At 39.6% G+C, this 23,126-nt stretch carries 24 protein-coding genes; 18 read left to right on the forward strand and 6 right to left on the reverse strand.

Annotated features, from left to right (window positions below; all coding sequences use genetic code 11):
- The first annotated feature begins 361 nt into the window (after positions 1-361).
- The 16 genes from pnp (at position 362) to AAEY55_RS13665 (ending at position 15,806) form a co-directional block, all read left to right on the forward strand.
- Complete coding sequence (pnp, locus tag AAEY55_RS13590) at positions 362-2,488, forward strand: polyribonucleotide nucleotidyltransferase (RefSeq protein WP_011327690.1); 2,127 nt, start codon at positions 362-364, stop codon at positions 2,486-2,488.
- 254 nt (positions 2,489-2,742) lie between these two features.
- Entirely contained in the window at positions 2,743-3,621 is an 879-nt protein-coding gene (gene nlpI, locus AAEY55_RS13595; RefSeq protein ID WP_011327691.1) for a lipoprotein NlpI, read from the forward strand.
- Positions 3,605-4,780, forward strand: coding sequence for a hypothetical protein (locus tag AAEY55_RS13600; protein ID WP_086998332.1), 1,176 nt, complete (start codon positions 3,605-3,607; stop codon positions 4,778-4,780). The genes nlpI and AAEY55_RS13600 overlap by 17 nt, the downstream gene beginning before the upstream one ends.
- A gap of 256 nt (positions 4,781-5,036) precedes the next feature.
- Positions 5,037-7,829, forward strand: a complete 2,793-nt coding sequence (locus AAEY55_RS13605) for a monovalent cation/H+ antiporter subunit A (RefSeq protein WP_011327693.1) — start codon at positions 5,037-5,039, stop codon at positions 7,827-7,829.
- A complete protein-coding gene (locus AAEY55_RS13610; RefSeq protein ID WP_011327694.1) occupies positions 7,829-8,176 on the forward strand; it encodes a Na+/H+ antiporter subunit C in 348 nt (115 codons plus the stop codon). Before AAEY55_RS13605 ends, AAEY55_RS13610 begins: the two co-directional genes overlap by 1 nt.
- Positions 8,173-9,690: a monovalent cation/H+ antiporter subunit D gene (locus AAEY55_RS13615; protein WP_011327695.1), complete on the forward strand. Its 1,518-nt coding sequence runs from the start codon at positions 8,173-8,175 to the stop codon at positions 9,688-9,690. The genes AAEY55_RS13610 and AAEY55_RS13615 overlap by 4 nt, the downstream gene beginning before the upstream one ends.
- Positions 9,690-10,226: a Na+/H+ antiporter subunit E gene (locus AAEY55_RS13620; RefSeq protein WP_011327696.1), complete on the forward strand. Its 537-nt coding sequence runs from the start codon at positions 9,690-9,692 to the stop codon at positions 10,224-10,226. The genes AAEY55_RS13615 and AAEY55_RS13620 overlap by 1 nt, the downstream gene beginning before the upstream one ends.
- The gene (locus AAEY55_RS13625; RefSeq protein WP_011327697.1) at positions 10,220-10,489 is read left to right on the forward strand and encodes a K+/H+ antiporter subunit F; all 270 of its coding nucleotides are present in this window, start codon (positions 10,220-10,222) and stop codon (positions 10,487-10,489) included. Before AAEY55_RS13620 ends, AAEY55_RS13625 begins: the two co-directional genes overlap by 7 nt.
- A gap of 9 nt (positions 10,490-10,498) precedes the next feature.
- Entirely contained in the window at positions 10,499-10,828 is a 330-nt protein-coding gene (locus AAEY55_RS13630) for a Na+/H+ antiporter subunit G (protein ID WP_011327698.1), read from the forward strand.
- A gap of 184 nt (positions 10,829-11,012) precedes the next feature.
- Positions 11,013-11,447 carry a MerR family transcriptional regulator gene (locus AAEY55_RS13635; RefSeq protein WP_011327699.1) on the forward strand — a complete coding sequence of 145 codons (435 nt, stop codon included), beginning with the start codon at positions 11,013-11,015 and terminating at the stop codon, positions 11,445-11,447.
- Entirely contained in the window at positions 11,447-13,693 is a 2,247-nt protein-coding gene (locus AAEY55_RS13640) for a heavy metal translocating P-type ATPase (protein ID WP_089367963.1), read from the forward strand. The genes AAEY55_RS13635 and AAEY55_RS13640 overlap by 1 nt, the downstream gene beginning before the upstream one ends.
- A 30-nt stretch (positions 13,694-13,723) precedes the next feature.
- The gene (locus AAEY55_RS13645) at positions 13,724-14,077 is read left to right on the forward strand and encodes a cupredoxin domain-containing protein (protein WP_011327701.1); all 354 of its coding nucleotides are present in this window, start codon (positions 13,724-13,726) and stop codon (positions 14,075-14,077) included.
- A 72-nt stretch (positions 14,078-14,149) separates the two neighbouring features.
- Positions 14,150-14,365, forward strand: coding sequence for a TIGR02450 family Trp-rich protein (locus tag AAEY55_RS13650; protein WP_011327702.1), 216 nt, complete (start codon positions 14,150-14,152; stop codon positions 14,363-14,365).
- A gap of 554 nt (positions 14,366-14,919) precedes the next feature.
- Positions 14,920-15,132, forward strand: a complete 213-nt coding sequence (locus AAEY55_RS13655; RefSeq protein ID WP_011327703.1) for an EF-hand domain-containing protein — start codon at positions 14,920-14,922, stop codon at positions 15,130-15,132.
- A gap of 149 nt (positions 15,133-15,281) precedes the next feature.
- Positions 15,282-15,494, forward strand: a complete 213-nt coding sequence (locus tag AAEY55_RS13660; protein ID WP_011327704.1) for a calmodulin — start codon at positions 15,282-15,284, stop codon at positions 15,492-15,494.
- A gap of 96 nt (positions 15,495-15,590) precedes the next feature.
- Complete coding sequence (locus AAEY55_RS13665) at positions 15,591-15,806, forward strand: EF-hand domain-containing protein (protein ID WP_011327705.1); 216 nt, start codon at positions 15,591-15,593, stop codon at positions 15,804-15,806.
- A gap of 87 nt (positions 15,807-15,893) precedes the next feature.
- On the opposite strand, the gene AAEY55_RS13670 is transcribed toward AAEY55_RS13665, so the two are convergent.
- Both AAEY55_RS13670 and AAEY55_RS13675 read right to left on the reverse strand, forming a co-directional pair.
- Positions 15,894-17,507, reverse strand: a complete 1,614-nt coding sequence (locus AAEY55_RS13670) for a M28 family metallopeptidase (protein WP_089367964.1) — start codon at positions 17,505-17,507, stop codon at positions 15,894-15,896.
- Positions 17,508-17,798: 291 nt separating this feature from the next.
- The gene (locus tag AAEY55_RS13675) at positions 17,799-18,038 is read right to left on the reverse strand and encodes a hypothetical protein (protein WP_011327707.1); all 240 of its coding nucleotides are present in this window, start codon (positions 18,036-18,038) and stop codon (positions 17,799-17,801) included.
- Between the two features lie 300 nt (positions 18,039-18,338).
- Here AAEY55_RS13675 and AAEY55_RS13680 point away from each other — a divergent pair, with 300 nt between their 5' ends.
- A complete protein-coding gene (locus AAEY55_RS13680; protein WP_089367965.1) occupies positions 18,339-18,617 on the forward strand; it encodes a YdcF family protein in 279 nt (92 codons plus the stop codon).
- A gap of 134 nt (positions 18,618-18,751) precedes the next feature.
- On the forward strand, positions 18,752-19,471 hold the full coding sequence (locus tag AAEY55_RS13685; protein ID WP_089367966.1) for a hypothetical protein: 720 nt from the start codon (positions 18,752-18,754) through the stop codon (positions 19,469-19,471).
- Positions 19,472-19,572: 101 nt separating this feature from the next.
- Here the strand turns inward: AAEY55_RS13685 and lipA are convergent, their stop codons facing one another.
- From lipA to AAEY55_RS13705, 4 genes are all read right to left on the reverse strand, one after another.
- Complete coding sequence (gene lipA, locus AAEY55_RS13690; RefSeq protein WP_011327708.1) at positions 19,573-20,538, reverse strand: lipoyl synthase; 966 nt, start codon at positions 20,536-20,538, stop codon at positions 19,573-19,575.
- Entirely contained in the window at positions 20,535-21,188 is a 654-nt protein-coding gene (gene lipB, locus AAEY55_RS13695; RefSeq protein WP_011327709.1) for a lipoyl(octanoyl) transferase LipB, read from the reverse strand. The genes lipA and lipB overlap by 4 nt, the downstream gene beginning before the upstream one ends.
- A gap of 19 nt (positions 21,189-21,207) precedes the next feature.
- The gene (ybeD, locus tag AAEY55_RS13700) at positions 21,208-21,486 is read right to left on the reverse strand and encodes a DUF493 family protein YbeD (RefSeq protein ID WP_011327710.1); all 279 of its coding nucleotides are present in this window, start codon (positions 21,484-21,486) and stop codon (positions 21,208-21,210) included.
- Positions 21,487-21,704: 218 nt separating this feature from the next.
- Complete coding sequence (locus AAEY55_RS13705) at positions 21,705-22,868, reverse strand: serine hydrolase (protein ID WP_011327711.1); 1,164 nt, start codon at positions 22,866-22,868, stop codon at positions 21,705-21,707.
- Positions 22,869-23,126 lie beyond the last annotated feature (258 nt).

A 23,126-nucleotide genomic window follows, 5' to 3' on the forward strand; every position in this document is an offset into this window, starting at 1 on the left:
GCTCCGAATTTATCATTGAGCAGGTATTTTTAGATAATCAGAACATCGATGCTAGGTGTGGTTCGCTAGACGCTTACTTATAAACACCTTGAATTATAAAATAAAACCTCCATTTAATAGGTAAGCAAAGGTCGTCATTTTTAGCCTTCATAAGGCTTAGCTTTTATCTAATAGCTAGACTCGCATTCTAACGGCGCTTTGGTATATACTATGCGCGTAGCTAAAAAGGTTTAGTTACGTTTATTTACGTCATCGCCAATTGTAGTACTTAATTGATTTTAAAATAAATACAATTATGTACTGTAATTGGTACTTAGATGACAACTTAAAAACATTTTAAAACATTTAAGGAATATTTTAAGTGCAAGCAATTATTAAAGAATTTCAACTAGGTCAACACACAGTGACACTAGAAACTGGTGCAATCGCTCGTCAAGCAGACGGCGCTGTACTTGCAAGCATTGGCGACACTTCAGTACTTGTTACTGTTGTTGGTAAACGTGAAGCGCAACCAGGCCAAGACTTTTTCCCACTAACAGTTAACTACCAAGAGCGTATGTACGCTGCTGGTCGTATCCCTGGTGGTTTCTTAAAGCGCGAAGGTCGTCCTAACGATGGCGAAACACTTATTGCACGTCTTATTGACCGTCCAATTCGTCCACTTTTCCCAAGTGGTTTTGTAAACGAAGTACAAGTTATTGCTACTGTTGTTTCTGTTAACCCTGAAATTCAACCTGATATGGTTGCGTTAATTGGTACTTCAGCTGCACTTGCTATCTCTGGTATTCCGTTCAGTGGTCCAATTGGTGCTACTCGCGTTGGTTACATCGACGGCGAATACGTACTAAACCCAACACTAAAAGAGCTAGAAGAAAGCAAGCTAGACTTAGTTGTTGCTGGTACTGATAACGCAGTATTAATGGTTGAGTCAGAAGCAGACGTACTTGCAGAAGACATTATGCTAGGTGCGGTTGTTTATGGCCATGAGCAAGCTCAAGCGATCATTACAGCAATTAAAGAATTTAAAGCAGAAGCAGGCAAGCCTACTTGGGATTGGACTGCACCAGCTAAAAACGTATCACTTGAAGAAAAAGTAGCGTCTATTGCTGCTGATAAAGTGGGCGAAGCTTACCGCATTACAGATAAAGTAGCGCGTAAAGAAGCACTTGGCGTAGCTAAAGATGAAGTTGTTGCTGTATTAACAAGCGAACTTGCTGAAGGCGAGTCTTTAGATAAGCAAGAAATTGGTAAAATCTTCGGTTCACTTGAGAAGAAAATCGTTCGTGGCCGTATCGCTGCTGGCGAAAAGCGTATCGATGGTCGTGAACCAGATATGATTCGTGCACTTGACGTAATGACTGGCGTATTACCGCGTACTCACGGTTCTGCTATCTTTACTCGTGGCGAAACTCAAGCACTTGTAACAGCTACACTTGGTACAGAGCGTGATTCACAGTTAATCGACGATTTAACTGGCACGCATAAAAACCACTTTATGCTTAACTACAACTTCCCTCCTTTTTGTGTAGGCGAAACTGGTTTTGTTGGTTCTCCTAAGCGTCGTGAAATCGGCCATGGTAACCTTGCTAAGCGTGGTATTGCAGCAGTAATGCCAACATTGACTGAATTCCCATATTCAATCCGTGTAGTATCTGAAATCACTGAATCAAACGGTTCATCTTCAATGGCTTCTGTGTGTGGTACTTCACTTGCACTTATGAATGCTGGTGTACCAATTAAAGCGTCTGTTGCGGGTATCGCAATGGGTCTAGTTAAAGAAGACGATAAGTTTGTTGTACTTTCTGACATCTTAGGTGATGAAGATCACTTAGGCGACATGGACTTTAAAGTTGCGGGTACTGCTGGCGGTATTACAGCACTACAAATGGACATTAAGATTGAAGGTATCACTCAAGAAATCATGCAAATTGCGCTTAAACAAGCAAAAGCTGCACGTTTACATATCTTAGAAGTGATGGACAAAGCAATTTCTGCACCGTCTGAAGAGCTTTCTCAGTTTGCTCCACGTATTTATACTATGAAGATCCCACAGAAGAAAATCGCTGAAGTTATTGGTAAAGGTGGCGCAACAATTCGTCAACTTACTGAAGAAACTGGCACAACGATTGAAATCGGTGATGATGGCACAATCAAAATTGCAGCAACTGACGGCGAAAGCGCAGCAAATGCAATTAGCCGCATTGAGCAATTAACTGCTGAGCTTGAAGTAGGTACTATTTACGAAGGTAAAGTTGTACGTATTGTTGATTTTGGTGCGTTTGTAAATATTCTTCCTGGTAAAGATGGTCTAGTACATATTTCGCAAATTAGTACTGAGCGTGTTAATAACGTGACTGATCACCTTTCTGAAGGTCAAGAAGTTAAAGTTAAAGTACTAGAAGTAGACCGCCAAGGCCGTGTACGTCTAAGTATTAAAGAAGCAATGGAATCTGCAGCACCTGCAGCTGATGCGCCAACTGACGCATAATTGCTAATACTTAATCCGGTTATATTTACTGGATAACATAAAAAGGGGCTGTTTAGCCCCTTTTTTTATGCTTTAATGAAACTAACTGCTTATAGCAATTGAATTTAAAGTTAATTATTTTAAGCGCTTAAGTTGAATGGATATCATTATTTTAAAGCGTTAAATAATTTATTAGCTAAACGCAGTTAATATGAACCTTACTAGACATCGCATGTCTTATTTATTTGCTACTTACCTTGGTATTAAGGATTTTAATGACACTCAAACATTTAGCCTTGGCATCTTTTACTATTTTGTCTTTAAGCGCGTGCCAAAGCACTTCAAAAGCTGAGTCAATGCCGATTGTTAATGTGCCTTTTACTGCGCCTCTCGCCTCTGATTTTAGAAGTGAAATTGCAATTGCACGTTATTCAGAGCTACTAAATAGAGTAGATCTAAGCCCTGAGCAACAAGCAAAACTTTATTATGATCGGGGTGTATTATTTGACAGTTTAGGCATGACCACGTTGTCGCGAATTGACTTTAATCGTGCTGTTAAATTAAAACCAGATTTAGCCGAGGTGTATAATTTTTTAGGTATTCAACATACCTTAATGCAGCAGTATGAAAAAGCCTATGAACTTTTTGATTCAGCCCTTGAGCTTAACGAAGAACATGAATATGCGTATTTAAATCGTGGTATTGCACTGTACTATGGCGACAGAGCAGAGCTTGCACAAAACGATTTTAATGAGTTTTTAGCGCGCTCTCCAAACGATCCTTACCGTGTGTTATGGCTTTTTTTAGCGCAAGCACAGGATGATAAAGTTAAAGCACTTAGTGTGCTTAAAACCAATGCTAAAGCACTTGATGAATCGCAATGGGCGTATCAGTTAATTGCGCTTTACCTGGGCGATATTAGCGAACATGATTTTTTATCTGTTATTAGTGATGGGGTTAAATCAGAGCAAGAATACGCACAGCGATTATGCGAGGCTTACTTTTATTTGGCAAAATCGCATCAAGCAGCAGGTAATATTAATTTAGCCGCTGATTATTTTAAGCTGGCACTGGCTACCAACGTGCATGAGTTTATTGAATATAAATATGCGCGATTAGAACTTGAGCTGATGACAGGTGTTGACGAAAGCTAAGCGTTATAAACTAGCGGTAGTATTACTGTGTAGCCTATTAATTAGTGGCTCGAGTAATCATGCTAACAGTATTGGCTTTTGGCAAGTTTTAAATGCCAAGGCCAATATAATACAAAGTTATTGGCTATTTCCTGATTATTTTTCTCTGCATTTACAGCAACTCCCTGATATTGCGCTCGCTTCATTAGCGCGAAATAAAATACCTGCCGCGCAATATAGATATTCACTTAAATTATTAAAAAATAACCATACCGATACTGCAAAGTTATTTTGGCAAAAAAACACCCATACTATGAGTGAGTCAAAACGCCAAGCATTAGCGATGGAGTTATTAGCTCAATCTCAATGGGGCGATCTTAAATTATTGGCAAAGCAGGGGTTATTGCCTGAGGGAGATGCATTAAATCATCTTAAACTGCAAACAACTCAGCCTTATAGCAGCCTGCCCACAGCGTTTATGCAGCGCCTTGGTTTTTTATCATTGAGTTCAGAGGTTAAAGCGGATGAACAATGTTTGTTTAACGTGTTAATGATGAGCGATCACCGTAGCGGGTTATATAAGCTCGCTAAACTTATAAAGCAATACAATAAGCGCCCTGAGCCCAGTGCTGGGGTTTTTTGTTTATCGCAACCGATTTATGTTGGCGGTGCTATTAATTGTAGTAGTGCAGCAAATAAAATGGCGCAGTGCGATTGGCAAACCGCTAGGCTAAAAAAACAGCTTCCTACTGATTTTGACTTTATAGTAATGATGCCCAAGCAGGGAAGTGCAAATGTGCGCAGTGGCATTATGCAATTAAATTCAAAAGCAGGTTACCAAGTGTTTTTACATGAGTTAATGCACTTTAATGGTTTTGAGGATGAATACGCGCTACCAAAAACGAAGCAAGCTTGGCTGTGTGCACAAAGTGGTTTTGTGGCACCTAATTTGTTTTTAGCAAATAGCGAAGCTACCCCACCAGTAGGTTGGTATAAAAGCCAGAGCTGCCAGCAAGGGGCCGTGGCTTATAAGCCCAGTGAAGCTTGGTCTATTATGCAATATCAGCAGTTAGCTCTCTCAGCGCAATACAGAGCGTTGTGGCAAGCACACATAAATACCCATTTTACAGTGTTTCCTCGTTTTAACTCCTTCATGGAACGCTCAATAACGCCACGCTAAATTTTAAAGTCTTTGCTCTAAGGCGTATGAAAAGCGAACATAGTTGATATTGTTGCATTAATTTATATATAAATTTGCTTGATAATTATGCAGCTAGAGGCGCTTTCTATAGACAAAAACGGCGTTTATCAGTATAACTATACGTATTAATGCTGTTAAAAAAGCAGACCACAAAAGCTAATGCCCAAGTCACTTTGGTAATTAACTATAACGAATAGCGTATTGATAAATTTATGATTTTAAAAGGTCCTTTACTATGACTTTGCTCTGGATACCCCTGCTATCCTTAATTGGCAGTGTTATTTCTGCATTTACAGGCAAACTAACGCGAAACCAAGCGACAAGCTTAACTATGCTTGCACCATTAATCGCACTTTGCATAACTCTATATCATGCGCCTGCGGTACTTGCCGGTGAAACTATTCGCTTTAGTGCTGCTTGGATCCCAAGTTTAGGGCTCGATTTCTCCCTGCGCTTAGACGGTCTAAGTTTACTGTTTATATTTATGATTTTGGGCATAGGCTTATTGGTTATTTTATATTCTCGTTATTATTTAAGTAATAACGACTCAATGGCAAAGCTATATAGCTACTTAATGTTATTTATGACAGCAATGCTTGGCATTGTTATGTCTAATAATGTTATTCAGCTATGGGTGTTTTGGGAATTAACCAGTATAAGTTCGTTTTTATTAATTAGTTATTGGTGGCATAAGTCAGAGGCGCGCAAGGGCGCACGTATGGCGCTTACAGTTACCGGAGCCGGTGGTTTAGCGCTGCTTGGTGGGTTACTGATAATTGGCGACATTGTTGGCAGTTATAACCTAGACATAATTTTAGCCAGCAGAGCAATTATTCAATCGCACGATCTATATGAGCTTGCACTGGTTTTAGTGTTATTAGGTGCATTTACTAAATCGGCCCAATTTCCGTTTCATTTTTGGCTACCTCATGCCATGGCAGCGCCAACACCTGTGAGCGCCTATTTACATTCGGCGACCATGGTTAAAGCGGGTATCTTTTTGTTAGCGCGTTTTTATCCGGCCTTAGCGGGCACCGAAATGTGGTTTATATTAGTTGCCTTAACAGGTTTAATTACTTTGTTATTTGGCGCATACGTGGCTTTATTTAAGCATGATTTAAAAGGTTTATTAGCATATTCAACTATAAGTCATTTAGGTTTAATTACGCTATTGCTTGGCCTAGATACCGAACTTGCTACTGTTGCCGCTATTTTTCATATTATTAATCACGCCACCTTTAAAGCGTCACTGTTTATGGCCACTGGTATTATTGACCATGAAACAGGTACGCGCGATATGCGTAAACTCAATGGTATGTGGCGCTTTATGCCCTACACAGCAACGCTTGCTATGGTTGCCGCTGCAGCAATGGCGGGTGTCCCTTTGCTTAATGGCTTTATTTCAAAAGAAATGTTTTTTGCCGAAACACTGCATCAGCAAGTACTTGGCTCTATGTCGTGGTTAATCCCGGTTTTAGCAACCATTGCGGGGGCATTTGCCGTGGCTTATTCGGCGCGCTTTATCCACGATGTATTTTTTAATGGCGACCCAATAGATTTACCGCGTACGCCACACGAGCCGCCTCGTTATATGCGCGTACCCATCGAAATATTAGTGGTGTTGTGTTTACTTGTTGGCATGTTTCCGCACTTTGTAGTTGATGGTATTTTATCGGCAGCCTCATTAGCAGTACTGGGCAAAGCAATGCCAGAGTATCAGCTGAGCATTTGGCATGGCTTTAATTTACCGTTATTAATGAGTGCCATGGCAGTTGCTGGCGGCTTATTTATTTATGTTAACCGTAAACACCTGTTTCAATTTCAAGCGTCGTTACCGCCGCTAAACGCTAAAAAAATGTTTGATCATTTAGTACAATGCGTTATTGATTGGAGCCAAGATAAAATAAACAAAACAGAAAATGGCTCACTGCAACGCTATGTATTTATTATGCTGGGCGTTATTTTATTAGCTGCTGGTTGGCCGTTATTCGAAATGCAAAAATTAGCGGGAAGTGTGCCAAATACACCGGTTGATTTACACAACGGCATAGGTGCTAGCTTGTTAATTGTAGGTGCCATTGCCACAGTGATAAGCCATAGATCGCGTATGGTCGCTTTGTTAATGGTATCTATTGTGGGATTAATGGTAGCTGTGGTGTTTACCCGCTTTTCGGCACCAGACTTAGCCTTAACGCAATTAACGGTAGAAGTGGCAACAATAATACTACTTATGTTGGCATTGTTTTTCTTACCGCAAAGCACCCCAAGAGAATCAAGCTCATTGCGTATATTACGTGATTTAAGTATTGCCTCGACAGTGGGCGTGGTTATAGCCAGTATTTGTTACGCTTTGCTTACTCGTCCGCTTGATTCTATTTCTGACTTTTTTATTGCCAATGCCAAAACCGGTGGTGGCGGTACCAATGTAGTTAACGTTATTTTAGTTGATTTTAGGGGCTTTGATACGCTTGGCGAAATTACTGTATTAGGTATTGCAGCACTAGGGATTTTTAAGCTTTTATCGCGAATTCCATTGTTTATGCCTGCAACCGACAGTGATGGCCGTTCATGGGCACGCGAGCGCCACCCTATTTTATTAGCCAGTATTTCGCAAAGCTTACTCCCGCTTGCACTGTTAGTGTCGGCGTATATTTTCTTACGTGGTCATAATTTACCTGGCGGCGGCTTCATTGCCGGGCTTGTTACTTCTATTGCCTTTATTTTGCAGTATATGGCACATGGCTCTACTTGGATCAGTGAGCGCTTTGATGTTAATTACCGAAAAATTATTGCCTCGGGTATCGCTATTGCTATGTTCACGGGTGTGGGTAGCTGGTTTTTTGATAAGCCATTTTTAACCACGTGGTTTGACTATTTTGACATTCCATTTATTGGTAAAACAGAGTTAGCAAGTGCCATTGTATTTGACCTTGGTGTGTACTTAACCGTAGTGGGTGCCACATTGATGATATTAGCAAGCTTAGGTGATATGACCACAAGTGCAGAGCAAAAAGAAGGTGATGTTTAATGGAGTTATTATACGCGTCGTGCGTGGGTGTATTAATTAGTTGCGGTGTGTTTTTACTGCTAAGAGCACGTACTTTTCCGGTTGTGCTTGGTCTAACTATGATTTCTTACGCAGTTAACTTGTTTTTATTTTCATCGGGTCGACTAACCACAAATAAAGCTGTTGTATTAGGTACAGGTGCAGATTACGCCGATCCACTGCCGCAAGCTTTAGTGTTAACAGCCATTGTAATTGGTTTTGCAATGACCGCCTTTGTGGTTATATTAGCAATACGTGGCCGTGCAGATTTAGGTAATGACCATGTTGATGGTCACCTTGTTAAAAGTAAGTACAAGGTGAAAAAATGATTCAGCATTTAACATCGCTTCCTGTATTGCTGCCTATGCTAGCAGCTATTATTTTACTATTACCACCGTGTGGTAAAAACTTATTTGCCCGTCGTTTGGCTTCAGGCGTAATGGCCATTATTACATTTGTAGTGAGTGTTTTATTACTGATAACCGTACACAACGAAGGTATTAACGTATACGCAATAGGTAACTGGTCAGCACCATTTGGTATTGTACTTGTTGCAGATATGCTCTCTAGCTTGTTGGTAACACTTACTTCATTTTTAGGCGTAATGGTTGTGCTGTACGGATGTGCAGGCGATGATGAACACGGCAGTTTTTTTCATCCACTAATTCACTTTTTAATTTTAGGTGTAAATGGTGCATTTTTAACTGGCGATTTATTTAACGTATTTGTATTTTTTGAAGTGCTGCTTATTGCCTCTTATGCCTTGCTTATGCACGGTGGTGGCAAGCAAAAAACTAAAGCTGCATTGCACTATGTTATTTTAAACTTAGTAGGTTCGAGTGCGTTTTTAATTGGTTTAGGTATTTTATACGGTGTACTAGGCACGCTAAATATTGCCGATATGGCGCAAAAAATATCTTTACTTACTGGCGACGATGTTTATTTAGCTAAAGCCGGTGGACTATTGTTATTAGTAGTATTTGCTTTAAAAAGTGCGTTGTTGCCACTACATTTATGGTTACCAAATACCTATTCAAGTGCCGCCCCAGTTGTTGCTGCGCTATTTGCGATTATGACCAAAGTTGGTGTGTACGCCATGCTACGCGTTTATACCGTTATGTTTGGTGAGCAAGCTGGCGAACTTGAACACATGGCGCAAACTTGGTTATGGGGCTTAGCAATTGCAACGATAGTTGTAGGGGCCATAGGGGTATTAGCCGCTCAGGATTTACGTAAGATCACTGCCAATTTAGTACTGGTGTCGGTGGGTACTTTGGTGGCTTTAGTGTCGTTACAAAACATAAACGCTACGGCGGCCTTGCTATATTATTTAGTACACTCAACTTTGGTATGTGCTGCTTTATTTTTACTCGCCGATATAATTTCTATTCAACGCGGTAAAGTTGGCGACAGATTGGTAGCAGGTAGAGTGGTAAAACAGCCGTTTTTATTAGGTACGTTATTTATTATTGCAGCATTAACTGTAATAGGCATGCCGCCATTTTCAGGCTTTGTAGGCAAAATTTGGATTTTAAAAACAACACTCAATAGTGAAAATGCACTTGTATTTTGGCCTGCTTACTTAATTACCAGTTTAGTGTTAATTATTGCACTAGCACGCGCCGGAACTAGTTTGTTTTGGGAAGGTAAGTACACAGGTAGTGAGCCAAATGACGCACCAAACGCGCATCCATTGCAAGTAATTGCTATTGTGGGGTTACTTATTTGCTCAGTAATGCTAGTTGTTTTTGGTGGTGCTATTAGTGAGTACACCATAAAGGCCGCAACCCAATTACACGACATAAGTGGTGGTATTAATGCCGTGCTTAAAGGAGGTGTTTAATGCGACTAAAAGCACGTTTTAGATTGTTACCTACGCCATTTCGTAGTGTATTTTTATTTATAGTATGGCTGTTATTAAATAATAGTGTGTCTGCAGGGCACTTGGTATTAGCGGCTATATTTGCGATTGTTATTCCGTTATTTACTATATCGTTTCGCGATCCTCAGCCATTAATTTTAAGGCCCGGATTAGCCTTTAAACAAGTTTTTATTGTACTGTACGATATAATAGTGGCCAACTTACAAGTGGCTGTATTAATACTTGGGCCAAGTAAAAACATGCGCCCAGCATTTGTTAAAGTACCCGTAGATTTAACCCATGAAATGCCGATTACTATTTTGGCAAGCTGCGTGTCACTCACACCTGGCACTGTGAGCGCTGAGGTATATCCTATTTTAGAATCACTTAATAAAGGTGAGCAACCAAAACAGCGTTATTTGCTTATTCATGTACTTGATCTTAAAGACGAGCAAGCACTTATTAAACAAATAAAAGAGCGTTATGAGGCTCCCTTAAAGGAGATATTTCAATGTTAGAAACCGTATTATTAATTGTATTTAGCATGATTGGATTAGCGCTACTATTAAATTTATGGCGTTTGGTAATTGGTCCATCGGTTCCCGATCGTATTTTAGCGCTCGATACTATGTATATAAACGTGATTGCGCTGATTATTTTATACAGTATAAGTATGAGCACGGGGTTGTACTTTGAAGCGGCTTTATTAATTGCAATGCTTGGCTTTATAAGCACAGTAGCATTATGTAAGTATTTACTTCGCGGCGATATAATCGAATAAGGTATAGCAATGATCAGTGAATGGATAGTATCAATATTATTATTACTAGGTGGCGTGTTTATTTTAATTGGCTCAATAGGCTTAGTTAAACTGCCTGATTTTTTTATGCGCTTACATGGCCCAACTAAAGCAACTACCCTAGGTATGGCGAACATTTTAACTGCCGCTATGGTGTACTTTGCAAATACCGAACATGGCGTGAGTGTTAAAGAAGTACTTATTACTATATTTTTATTAATTACCGCACCGATTAGTGGGTATATGTTAATTAAAGCAGCCATTCATCATAAGCTCAAACCAAAAGATGGCACCAAAGGGCTTGATAATATTGAAGATTAATATTATTTATAAATGCATTTAGCGTGTAACTACCCTAGATATATTTAACTACAATAAAGCCGGATAAAGTTAATTTATTCGGCTTTGTTGTTTTTAAAGTATTTAAGTTGACCTATGTGTGACACATAGGTTTACACTACAGGTATGAATTTAGCTTTAAACTATGAATTATCACGGAGGAGCTATGTACGTTAAACAACTTGCCAATAAAATGAGCGTTACACCCGACACTATTCGCCATTACACGCGAATGCAGTTGCTCAAACCAGTCCGTAGTGTAAGTAACGGTTATCAAGAATATACAAAAACTGATCAACAGCGTTTAAAGTTTATAATCAATGCTCGTCAGTTGGGCTTTTCTGTTAAAGATATTCAGCACATTATTACTGAGTCGGAGCAAGGAAACTGCCCATGCCCATTAACACGAAAACTAATAGTTAAACGCTTAGCCGAAACCGAAGCTCTTTTTCAAGAAACACTTAAGCTGCGCACACGAATGCAAGCGGCAGTTAAGCAGTGGCAAAGTTCTCCCGATGGCGCAACTAGCGCTGATATATGTAGTTTAATAGAGTCATTTGTTGACCCCATTAGCACTGAAAAAAATAACCCGGAGGCGTAATGAGTAATAATATTAACAGCAGCTCACAAAACTTTATTATTGAAGGGGCTAATTGTGGCAGCTGCGTAGCAAAAATAGAAAAAGCGCTAAAAACAGTATCGGGTGCACAGCGAGTAGAAATGAACTTTGCACAACGCACCGTACAAGTGGAAGGGCAAGCGGATGAAGCGGCGCTTATTGCAGCGGTAGAAAACATTGGCTATAAAGCAAAGCCCATGAGTAATGACTCAGAGCAAGATGCGCTCGATGAAAAAGCCAAAGCCGATGACGCGCATTATAAAAAATTAATGCGCAATATGATATTAGCGTTAGGCGTAGGTGCACCATTAATGCTTTATGGGCTTATTTTCGATATGAACGTAATAACCACGACTCAACGTATAGCTTGGTTTATTGTGGGTTTAGCCACGTTGGCAGTGATGGCCGTAGCCGGTAAGCAATTTTACAATGGCGCATGGCAAGCATTTAAAAACCATGCCGCCAATATGGATACGCTTATAGCGCTGGGAACCGGTACTGCTTGGTTATATTCTATGGTAGTCGTTATTACCCCTAACCTACTACCAGAGGTGGCAAGGCATGTGTACTTTGAAGCCTCAGCAATGATCATTGGTTTAATAAGCTTAGGCCTAGCATTAGAAGTAAAAGCACGCGGGCGCACCTCTGAGGCTATAAAGCGTTTAATAGGGCTGCAACCAAAAACAGCACGTGTTATTCGCGACGGGCAAGAGCGCGATATTGATATTAGCGACGTAGTAAAAAATGATCAGGTACGAGTGCGCCCGGGCGAAAAAATATCAGTAGATGGCGAAGTGCTTGAAGGCAGTAGTAGTGTTGACGAATCAATGCTAACGGGTGAACCTATGCCGGTTACTAAACAAATAGGCGATACGGTAGTCGCTGGTAGTATTAATAAAACCGGAACATTATTATTCAAAGCGACCCATATAGGCAGCGAAACAACACTCGCCAATATTATTAATATGGTAAAGCGGGCACAAAACTCAAAGCCGTCAATTGGTCGTTTAGCAGATGTTATTTCGGGTATTTTTGTTCCCACGGTAATGATAATAGCAATACTTGCTGGGCTTGCCTGGTTAAACTTTGGCCCTGAGCCAGCAATTGCTTATGCGGTAGTTGCTGTCACTACAGTGCTTATTATTGCTTGTCCGTGTGCGCTTGGTTTAGCAACGCCAATGTCGGTAATGGTGGGCATAGGTAAAGCTGCTGAGTCGGGAATACTGATCCGCAACGGTGAGGCACTACAAGTAACTTCTAAAATTACCACCATGATTTTAGATAAAACTGGCACCATTACCCAAGGATCGCCAACGGTAACCGATGTTATTACCTTTAATAACAGCGATGAAAACACAGTAATGCAGCACGTTGCTAGCCTAGAGAGTAGTTCAGAGCATCCATTAGCCGAGGCCATAATAAGTTATGCTAAAGCGCTAAACTTAACGCTGAGTAAAGTAACTGACTTTGATGCACTTACCGGTAAAGGAGTAATAGGGACACTTGATGGACAAACGCTGTTGTTTGGTAATAAGGCCTTAATGGATAAATACCATGTTGCAATTGACGATGCGTACGAGCAGGCACAAACATTGGCAAGTGAAGCAAAAACCCCAATGTATTTTGCAGTTAATCAACAGCTACAGGCTATTATTGCTGTAGCAGATCCTATTAAAGCAGACTCAGCTGCAGCAATTAAGCGGTTGCAAAATAAAGGCATTCACTTAGTCATGCTCACAGGTGATAACCAAGCAACAGCGCAAGCAGTTGCTAAAAAAGTAGGAATAAAGGACTTTATTGCAGAAGTACTCCCTGACGACAAAGTAAATGAAGTTATAAAACGCCAAGCAAAGGGCGAAATAGTGGGTATGACGGGCGATGGCATTAACGATGCACCGGCACTAGCACAAGCCGATGTTGGCTTTGCGATTGGCACAGGCACTGATATAGCCATAGAAAGTGGCGACATAACCCTAATGCGCGGATCGTTACACGGCCTTGCAGATGCAATTGCAGTAAGTAGCGCGACCATTTTAAATATTAAGCAAAATCTATTTGGTGCCTTTATTTATAATGTGGCGGGTATTCCAATTGCTGCTGGGTTGTTATATCCATTTTTTGGATTATTGCTTAACCCAGTAGTAGCAGGGGCTGCTATGGCACTATCATCGCTAACGGTTGTTAGTAACGCCAATAGATTACGCTTTTTTAAACCAGCAAAATCATAAGCCAAAGCCTTTAATTTAGGAGTAATAATTATGTTGATGATTAATATATTAGGCGCATTACTCATAATTGCGATTGTGTACTGGTTTTGGCTTTTTAAGCCAAAGCAAGTGCAAAGTAACGACAATAAGGTAGTTATAGTGGTTGATAACGGTATATACCAGCCGGCGCAAATTAAAGTTGTTGCAGGTAAAGAGTTAACACTTAACTTCGATCGCCAAGATAGTGCACCATGTAGCGAAACAGTCATATTTCCACAGCTTGATATAAGTAAAACCCTCGTAATGGGCGATGCTAATACCTTAAAAATACCCGAGCTTAAAGTAGGTGAGTACGACTTTCACTGCCAAATGCAAATGTATAAAGGTAAGCTAATAGTGCAGTAATAGTTGAGCTAAACGTATTGTTAGCGCGTATTGGCTTATCATATTTACAGCTTGGTTGGACTTTGCAATTTTATGAATAAACTAAACCCTAAAAAGCTACTTAATAGTAAGTGGACTGCAGTACCTGCAATCAATAAAGAAAAACACTTTATTATTATAGAGGTTGAGTACGATGAGGATAGCAACGTGATTGCGTGCGTTACTGAGGCAATAATTTCAAAAAGCCAATACCCAATTAGTTGGCGAGATTTAAAAAACGCACAAAATTGGTTACAAGGCTGGAAATAACAACTAATTCCACTTCTCGTAAAAATAATAAAGCCGCTGCATTAAGATTATGTAGCGGTTTTTTGTTTCAATTCACTGTTAATCACATCCTAATGTGCACTGCATTCGCCAAATGGCGACAAAAAGTATCATTTACTTTAAAACACTTCATAAATGCTGAATTAATAAAATAAATTATAAAAAGCTATTAAATTTCAATGCCTTATTGTTTATTTTTTATTTAATAATTTATAAAAAGTAAATTGTTCATGGTGGGTTTATTACAAAATCAACTTAAAGCAGCCAGTAGTGGCTTATTTGCGCTGTGTTGTGTCTTTTTTATTAAAGTTAACCTTATGATTTTTAAGCTTTAATTATTTAACATCAAACAGCTGTTGCTAAAAAGCAACAAAAAATCATTATAAAACACCCTCAAACGGCTTAAATAAGTATAAGTAACTGTTTTTATTGTGATTTAAAAACATGGCACCGAAGTTGTAATACCTAAGCTGTATTGAGCAAAACAAGATTAAAGTTAAACAGCTTAAATCATAACCCAATGAAGGAATTACATTATGAAAACATTTAAATCAACACTGGTACTAATGGCTTTAGCTTCTTCATCAGCGGCTTTTGCAGCAACAGATTTTGACACACTCGATGTAGATGGTAATGGTGCAATTAGCCAAGCAGAAGCGTCGGTAGATGCAGAGCTTATGAGTAAATTTACTGAGCTTGATACTGACCAAAATGGTGAGTTATCTAAAGAAGAATTTTCTAAGGCATAAGCCTTAAGCCCTACAACACAATTAATATTCTGAGTTGCCAAAGACAACCTAAATAGGCAAGGGAGCCTTTGATAAAGAATAATAAGGAAATTCAAGTGTTCACGGGAAAGTTAATACATTTATATTACATAGACTTGAAGGATTAAATTATGAAAAAGTTACAATCAACACTGGTTTTAATGGCATTAGCGTCTTCATCTGCAGTATTTGCAGGCACCGACTTTGAAACACTTGATGTAGATAGCAGTGGCACAATTAGCCAAGCCGAAGCGTCGGTTGCCGCTGAGTTAATGGAGCAATTTGCAGAGCTTGACGTTGATGGCAACGGTGAGCTTTCTAAAGAAGAATTTGCTGAGTATTAATTTTCAGCACATTAATTTACAGAATATGGATTTTTGAAAAGGATTTTTCACTTTATTATTTTTTATTAAACAGGCTTTAAGCTTAAGGATAACACAATGAAAACATTACATAAGACATTAGCACTAATCGCACTAGCATCATCTTCAGCGGCATTTGCAGCAGTAGACTTCGACTCATTTGATACAGATGGCGACGGCGTTATTAGCCAAACAGAAGCGCAGGCAAACCCGCAGCTTGCACAAATATTTGATGAATTAGATGCAGATGGTAATGGTGAACTTTCTAAAGAAGAGTTTGCAGCAGTTCAATAATGCTACCCATTTCTAACTAAATAATGATAATACGTACTAAAAAGCAGCCAATTGGCTGCTTTTTTATGTGTGTTTAAAACGCAATTGCTAGCGCTTATCTTGCTCACGTTTTGTTTTAAAGTCAGACTCTGCTTTCCACTTTGGCCAATCGTTGCTGTTAGCCAGTTGTGTGGCTATATTAATGATCAGTTGGCTATCTTGCTCTACACCACCAAGCGACCAGTCGGTAGAGTAATCATCGGCTTCTTTGTGGTACTTATGAGTAATGTAATCAGGGTCGGTATCACCAAGGCTCATAAATAATAAACTGGGCACACCTTGCTTAGAAAGCGAAAAGTGATCAGAGCGAAAAAATAAACCATTTTGCGGGCGAGGATCCATTTTTACCGTTCGACCTTGTGCCTTAGCGGCCTTGGCTAAGTAATCTTCCATTTCAGAAAGCCCTTTACCATACTGTAAAACATAGTCAGTAGCGTCAAGTACGTTCATGCCATCAATATTTAATAAGCCAACCATTTGTTTAGTTGGGATCACCGCACCAGATGCAAATTCTTCTGAGCCAATTAGGCCAGTTTCTTCTGCGGTAAAATTGGCAAAAATGATCGAGCGTTTAAATGGCGTTTGTTGATGTATTTTACTCATTACTCTGGCAATTTCGAGCGTGGCGGCTGTACCTGATGCGTTATCTACCGCACCATTATAAATTTTAGGCCCGCTATCTGTTTGTTTAGTGCCAAAGTGATCCCAATGCGCACTAATTACAACGTATTCGTCTGGCAGCTCGCTACCGGTAAGTTGTGCTACTACGTTATGCGATTTTGCATGCGATACTTCATTTTTAAAAGCCAGGTTGGCTTTTACATTAAGCGGCAGCGCTTTAAAGTCAGCATTTAAAGCCTGTTGTTTTAATTGCTGATAGTTAAGGTTTGCAGCATTAAATAAGCGCTCGGTAGCCTCAAGGTGTAACCATCCCATAACGGGAAGTTTTGAGGTGTTGTTGGTGTCATCAATTAGCGTATATTTAGTACCCGTATTTGAGCTCTCTACTACGCTCCACGGGTAAGCTGCTGGTGCAGTTTCGTGCACTATAAGAACGGCAGCAGCACCTTGACGAGCCGCTTCTTCGTACTTGTAAGTCCAACGACCGTAGTAGGTCATAGCATTACCGGTAAACAGGCTGTCGTCTTGAGTTGCAAAGCCAGGATCGTTAACTAACACCACCACGGTTTTGCCTGTTACATCAAGATTTTTATAATCGTTCCAGTTATATTCTGGTGCATTAATACCATAGCCTACATATACCACGTCAGAATTACGCACATCAATAACGCTTTGTAGCTGCTCGGTACGGGCAGTAAAGTCTTTACCTGCACTAAAAGTGAGCTCACCAATAGTTAATTGCATATTTTGATCAGCAGTTACTTTTGCCATTTTCACCGGTTGTAAGTACTTATCGTTATAAGCACCGCTTAAACCAAACGCTTGGTATTGCTTAGTTAAATAACCAATCGTTTTTACTTCACCGGCTGTAAGGGGGCCACGACCTTCAAATTCGTCTGAGGCGAGTGTTTTAATGTGCTGCTTAATATTATTAATACTAAGTGCTTGGGAATTCTCAAGTTTAGTTGTGTCTGCGGCTTGCTCTGAGCAACCTATGAGCGTTAGAAATAAAAAAAGGCTGGTTGTTTTTATAATTGTCATAATAACTGAGGGTAGGTAATACATAGCTCGACTATATACAGCGAACTTTAAAGTGTCTATACAGGATATAATTTTATAGACTTAAGTTTTAGCTGTTGCACAATATTGAACTTAGAACTTAGAACTTAGAACTTAGAACTTAGAACTTAGAACTTAGAACTTAGGAGGGGGAGCAAGGAGCAAAAATTAGTTGTGGCAGTGTTATAAATGTAGGCTAAATTAATACTGCCCTAATAATAAAACACATCTGTGTTTATAATATTAAGGGCAATAATAGCCGCGGCTAACTAATTAAGCATCTGCCAATTTAACGCGGATTTTGCTTTTATCAACAGTTGCTTGGTTAAGGGCTTTAATTGCACCTTTAACTTCTATGTCGTTTGGCATTTCAACAAAGGCAAAACCTTTAGATTGGCCAGTTTCTTTATCAAGTACTAAGTTACAGGTAGTCACTTTACCGTGCTCTGCAAATAAAGTACGAAGGTCGTGCTCAGAAGTAGCACGAGATAAGTTGCGAACTAATAGTTTCATAATGAACCATGTTTTAAAAATAACTACCGCGATTGTCTCAAGTAAAAGCCGATTGACCTAACGATAAATTGCGATCAGTAAAAATAGTTTAAACTTAATAGCTTCGTTTTGTGGTGAAGGACGACTAAATGAATGCGGTAATTATAGTTTTAGGTGCGCCCAACAGTAGTGACAGCCGTTTATCAGTAATAGCGAAAATCCGATGCGCTCAGTCATATCAAGCATATTTGCATAATCCCAAGGCTAAAATATTATGCACAGGAGGTTTTGGCGTGCATTTTAATACCACTGATTGCGCGCATGAACGATACACTAAATAATTATTTTATTGAGCTTGGAATACCTACAGTTGTATTTTTAGATATTCCATTAAGCCGCTTTACCTTTGAGAATGCTCTACTGGCTAAACCTATTTTAGCGAGTGCTAATATCAGCCATGCAATTTTGTTCAGCTCGGAGTTTCATATGCAGCGTGCGCATTATATATTTAACCATGTTCTACCAACATTAAATCTAACTTTAGTCAGTACTAAGGCACCATTACCAGGTATTAAATTATCGCAGTTGTATGGCCATTAATATGTAGTAATGATTAGAGAGGAGGAAAATATTCGGCAGTTTATTTTACCTAAGTTACCAACACTGGCCATACAAGCAACTAAAGTAAGATAGTAACCTGCCGATAGCTAGTAATAACGAACAAGGAAAATGATATGAAAGTTAATTCAAATGATACTAATTTAGCATCGCAGTTTATATCGAACGGTTCAGAAGTAAAAGTTAATAAACCTGCAAATGGTAAAGAGCAATTAAATAGTGAAATGGAGCGACTAGCTAAGGATATATATTATAAAGATCAGCCTAAAGAGCCAGAGCCGACTTATAATAAGTCAATGAACATAATAACAAATAATGTTGTATCAACAAGGGAAGCAGAAGAAAAAGCGTTAAATAATATTCGAATAGCTACTGTTAATCTTTATATGCCGGGTGGTGAAGTTTCTAACTCGGTTGAAAAAATGTTTACTCAGTATGACAATATTATGACTGAAATAGCGGCTGGACAACCATCATTAGCGAATAAAGATTGGGGTATATCAATCAGTCAATTAGGTGAGCTAGAAGTTACAGGTTCAATTAGTGATAAAGAGAAAAGTCTTATATCTGAAAAATTAAATGGCAACGGGGATTTTGTGGCCGCAGCTAACGAGTTTAAATCGAGCTTTCTAGGGCATATTGACTTGGGAGTTAGGGGGTGGTCAAGTTACGACGTAAACGAAGATAATTTCTCCAAAATATTTGACTTAAAAGAAATCCTGGATAATTCGCAAGGCGAAGAAAGCTTTAAGCAGGCTTGGAATAAGGACTTTAGTTGGCTCGAGTTAAACGATAATATTTCATTTCAGCTTAGAAGAAAAGCAATTAAAAATTAAAATAATTCAATTATCCTTATTACTTATGGGTAATAAACTGCAACAAAAAAGCCGTTAATGACTATTGATCACTAACGGCTTGCTTAATTTATAAAAACGACTTATTTTACTTCTTTACCTGCCGCTTGTTGGTCAGCATGGTAGCTAGAGCGCACAAATGGGCCAGAGGCTGCATGAGTAAAGCCAATTTCATCAGCGTAGGCTTTTAGTGCATCAAACTCAGCAGGTGGCACGTAACGTTTTACTGGTAAGTGGTGCTTAGAAGGCTGTAAGTATTGGCCTACTGTAAGCATATCAACGTTATGGGCACGTAAGTCGCGAAGTACTTCTTCTATTTCGCTAATTTCTTCACCTAAACCAACCATTAAACCAGACTTAGTTTTAATCTCTGGGTGCGCTTCTTTAAAGCGACGCAGTAGCTCAAGTGACCATTTGTAATCAGCCCCTGGACGCGCAAGCTTATATAAACGCGGCGCAGTTTCTAGGTTATGGTTAAACACATCTGGTGGGGTTTCGATTAGTATTTCGAGTGCGCGGTCCATACGGCCACGAAAATCGGGTACTAAAATCTCAATAGTAATATTTGGGCTGTGCTTGCGAATTTCGCGAATACAATCGGCAAAATGCTGCGCGCCGCCATCACGTAAATCATCACGATCTACCGAGGTAATAACCACATAGCTTAGCTTCATGTCTTTAATTGTAAGCGCTAGTTTTTCAGGCTCAGTTGCATCAGGTGTTAATGGACGACCATGGGCAACATCACAAAATGGGCAACGACGAGTACAAATTGCACCTAAAATCATAAAGGTAGCTGTACCGTGGTTAAAGCATTCAGATAGGTTAGGGCACGAAGCCTCTTCGCATACCGAGTGCAGCCCATGCTTACGCATCGCCTGTTTAATGCCCTCAATACGCTCTGTTGATTTAGGTAAGCGAATTTTTAGCCACTCTGGCTTGCGTAACATTTCGTTTTTTTCTGTTGGTAAAACTTTTACGGGGATCAACGCCATTTTTGCTGCGTCGCGTAGTTTTACACCTGGTTCCATCTTGACTGGTTTATTCATTCGTTTTCAAACCCTTCAGTATGCTTAACCTGTGTTGCATTAAGCTTTTTAATCATGTGTTTTACCAGTCCTGCACCTGCTGTTTCTAGGTTTTGAGGACCCTTTAATTCTTTAGTTTGCACCATATTCATGCCTGCATAACCACATGGGTTAATGCGTAAAAATGGACTTAGGTCCATGTTAACATTTAATGCTAAGCCATGAAACGAGCAACCACGACGAACGCGTAAACCCAAAGAGGCTATTTTACTGTCGTTAACGTAAACACCGGGCGCATCGGCTTTGGCGTATGCTTGAATGTCGTACTCGGCGAGGGATTCAATAATACACTCCTCTAGCCAAGTAACTAATTCGCGTACACCAATTTTTAAACGACGTAAGTTAAATAGTACATACATCATTTGCTGGCCGGGGCCGTGGTAGGTTACTTGCCCACCGCGATCAACTTTAATCACTTCTATATCGCCGGGTGCGAGTAAGTGCTCGTCTTTACCTGCTTGGCCTTGAGTAAATACACTTTCGTGCTCTACTAACCAAATTTCATCCGCGCTATCGTCGTCGCGGGTATCGGTGAAGTCTTGCATTTTCTGCCAAATTGGCAAGTAACGCTGGCGGCCAAGTTGGCGCACGATTAAGGTGTTTTCTTTCACAACAAATCTCAATTATGGCTTAAAGCATGTGGCGTACGTCATCTAGATTACTGATCACGTTATAAATTTCTTCAATATGAGCGCCACTAGTAACGGTTGCAACAAGCGAAACTGATTCGTAATTACCTTTGCTACTTGGTTTTACTTTTGGGGCATAGTCGCCAGGTGCAATAACTTGTAACTTAGCTAAAATTTGATCCGTTAAGTTTACATTGGCTAAACCCATTATTTTAAATGTAAACGGGCAAGGGAACTCTAAATACTCATCAAATTTAGTATCTTTAACTGGTTGAACCACGACAGTGACTCCTCATACAAAAAAGTGTTGGCTTAATTTTGCTAAGTGGCAAACCCTAAGCTTAATACTATTGGGCTAATGGCAATCTGAGTTAAGCTTGTTTGGCTGTGCCAAAAAAGTTACAACTCAACATAATTGACTTATATGGGGCGCATTCTAGCATTTTTCAAGCAAAAAAAAACGCCTCATAGCAGAGGCGTTAATATTGTTTTATGCGGCTATTGCATAATCTGTAAACGTAAGTAGTCATAAATTTTACTAAAGAAGCTACCTTCTTCCACTTCTTCAAGTGTAACTAGCGGATATTGTGCAATATCTTCGCCTTCTAGTTGTAAAAATAAAGTACCTACTTTAGTGCCTTTAGCTAATGGCGCTTCAAGCGTGTTATCTAATTTAAAGTTCGCTTTTAAATTTTTATGCTGACCACGTGGAATAGTAATAGGGGTATCTTCTAAAATACCTAAAGAAACATTTTCTTTATTACCCATCCAAATACGTTGCTCTGCAAAGCTATCGCCTGCTTTGTACGGTGTAATTGTTTCATAAAAGCGAAAGCCATAGTTAAGTAACTTTTTGCTTTCTTCTTTACGTGCGCGCTCGCTTGAAGTACCCATAACAACGGCAATTAAACGCATATCGTTTTTAGTTGCAGAGGTTACTAAGCTGTAGCCTGCATCTGATGTATGGCCGGTTTTAATACCGTCTACGTCTAGGCTTTCATCCCATAATAATGAGTTGCGGTTGTATTGTTTAATGCCGTTATAAGTAAATGACTTTTTCTTATAAAGTGCGTACTCATCGGGTACATCGCGAATAAGTGCGCCGCCAAGTGTTGCCATATCACGCGGTGTTGTATAGTGCGCGTCGGTATCAAGGCCGTGGCTATTAATAAAGTGGGTGTTGCTCATGCCTAATTTTGCAGCGTGGGCGTTCATTAAATCAGCAAAAGCGCTTTCGCTACCGGCAATGTGCTCTGCCATAGCAACGCAGGCATCGTTACCTGATTGAATAATTATTCCGTGGTTTAGGTCATCAACGCTAATTTGTTTACCTACTTCAATAAACATTTTAGATGATTCTGGAAAGTTTTTAGCCCATGCTTTTTCGCTAACCGTAACCATGTCGGTAGGTGCAATATTACCGGCTTTAACTTCTGTGCCTATAACATAACTGGTCATCATTTTAGTTAAACTAGCAGGTGCTAACTTTGTATCAGCTTCACCTTGGGCAATAACTTTACCAGTTGTAAAGTCTACTAAAAAATAACCTTTAGCATTAACTTGAGGAGGTGCTGGAATAATTTGTGCGGTGGCTGAAAATACGGCGGCAGAACAAACTAGGCCGCATACCCCGTTGAGAATTTTATGTTTAATAGATTTCATCATACTCATTAATGGTTAAAGTTAAAGATTTGCGTTAGCCCATTCACATACCCAAACTACCCCTAGATGCGGGCGTCGTTGGAATTAAAAACGATTTAGGCAAGGCATTGATTACAAATAATAGTCACTCTATTGTTCAAATCAATAACGCAGTATAAATCGTTTTTAAACCAACCTCCAGGGCGTTTCACTGGAGCTTACTCTCTGTGTTGTTACTTTTTAAAAGGGATTACCATTTCAGCAAAGTAACGCCTAGAT

The sequence above is a fragment of the Pseudoalteromonas sp. 120-MNA-CIBAN-0494 genome (genome assembly GCF_040308885.1).
Taxonomy (GTDB): domain Bacteria; phylum Pseudomonadota; class Gammaproteobacteria; order Enterobacterales; family Alteromonadaceae; genus Pseudoalteromonas; species Pseudoalteromonas nigrifaciens.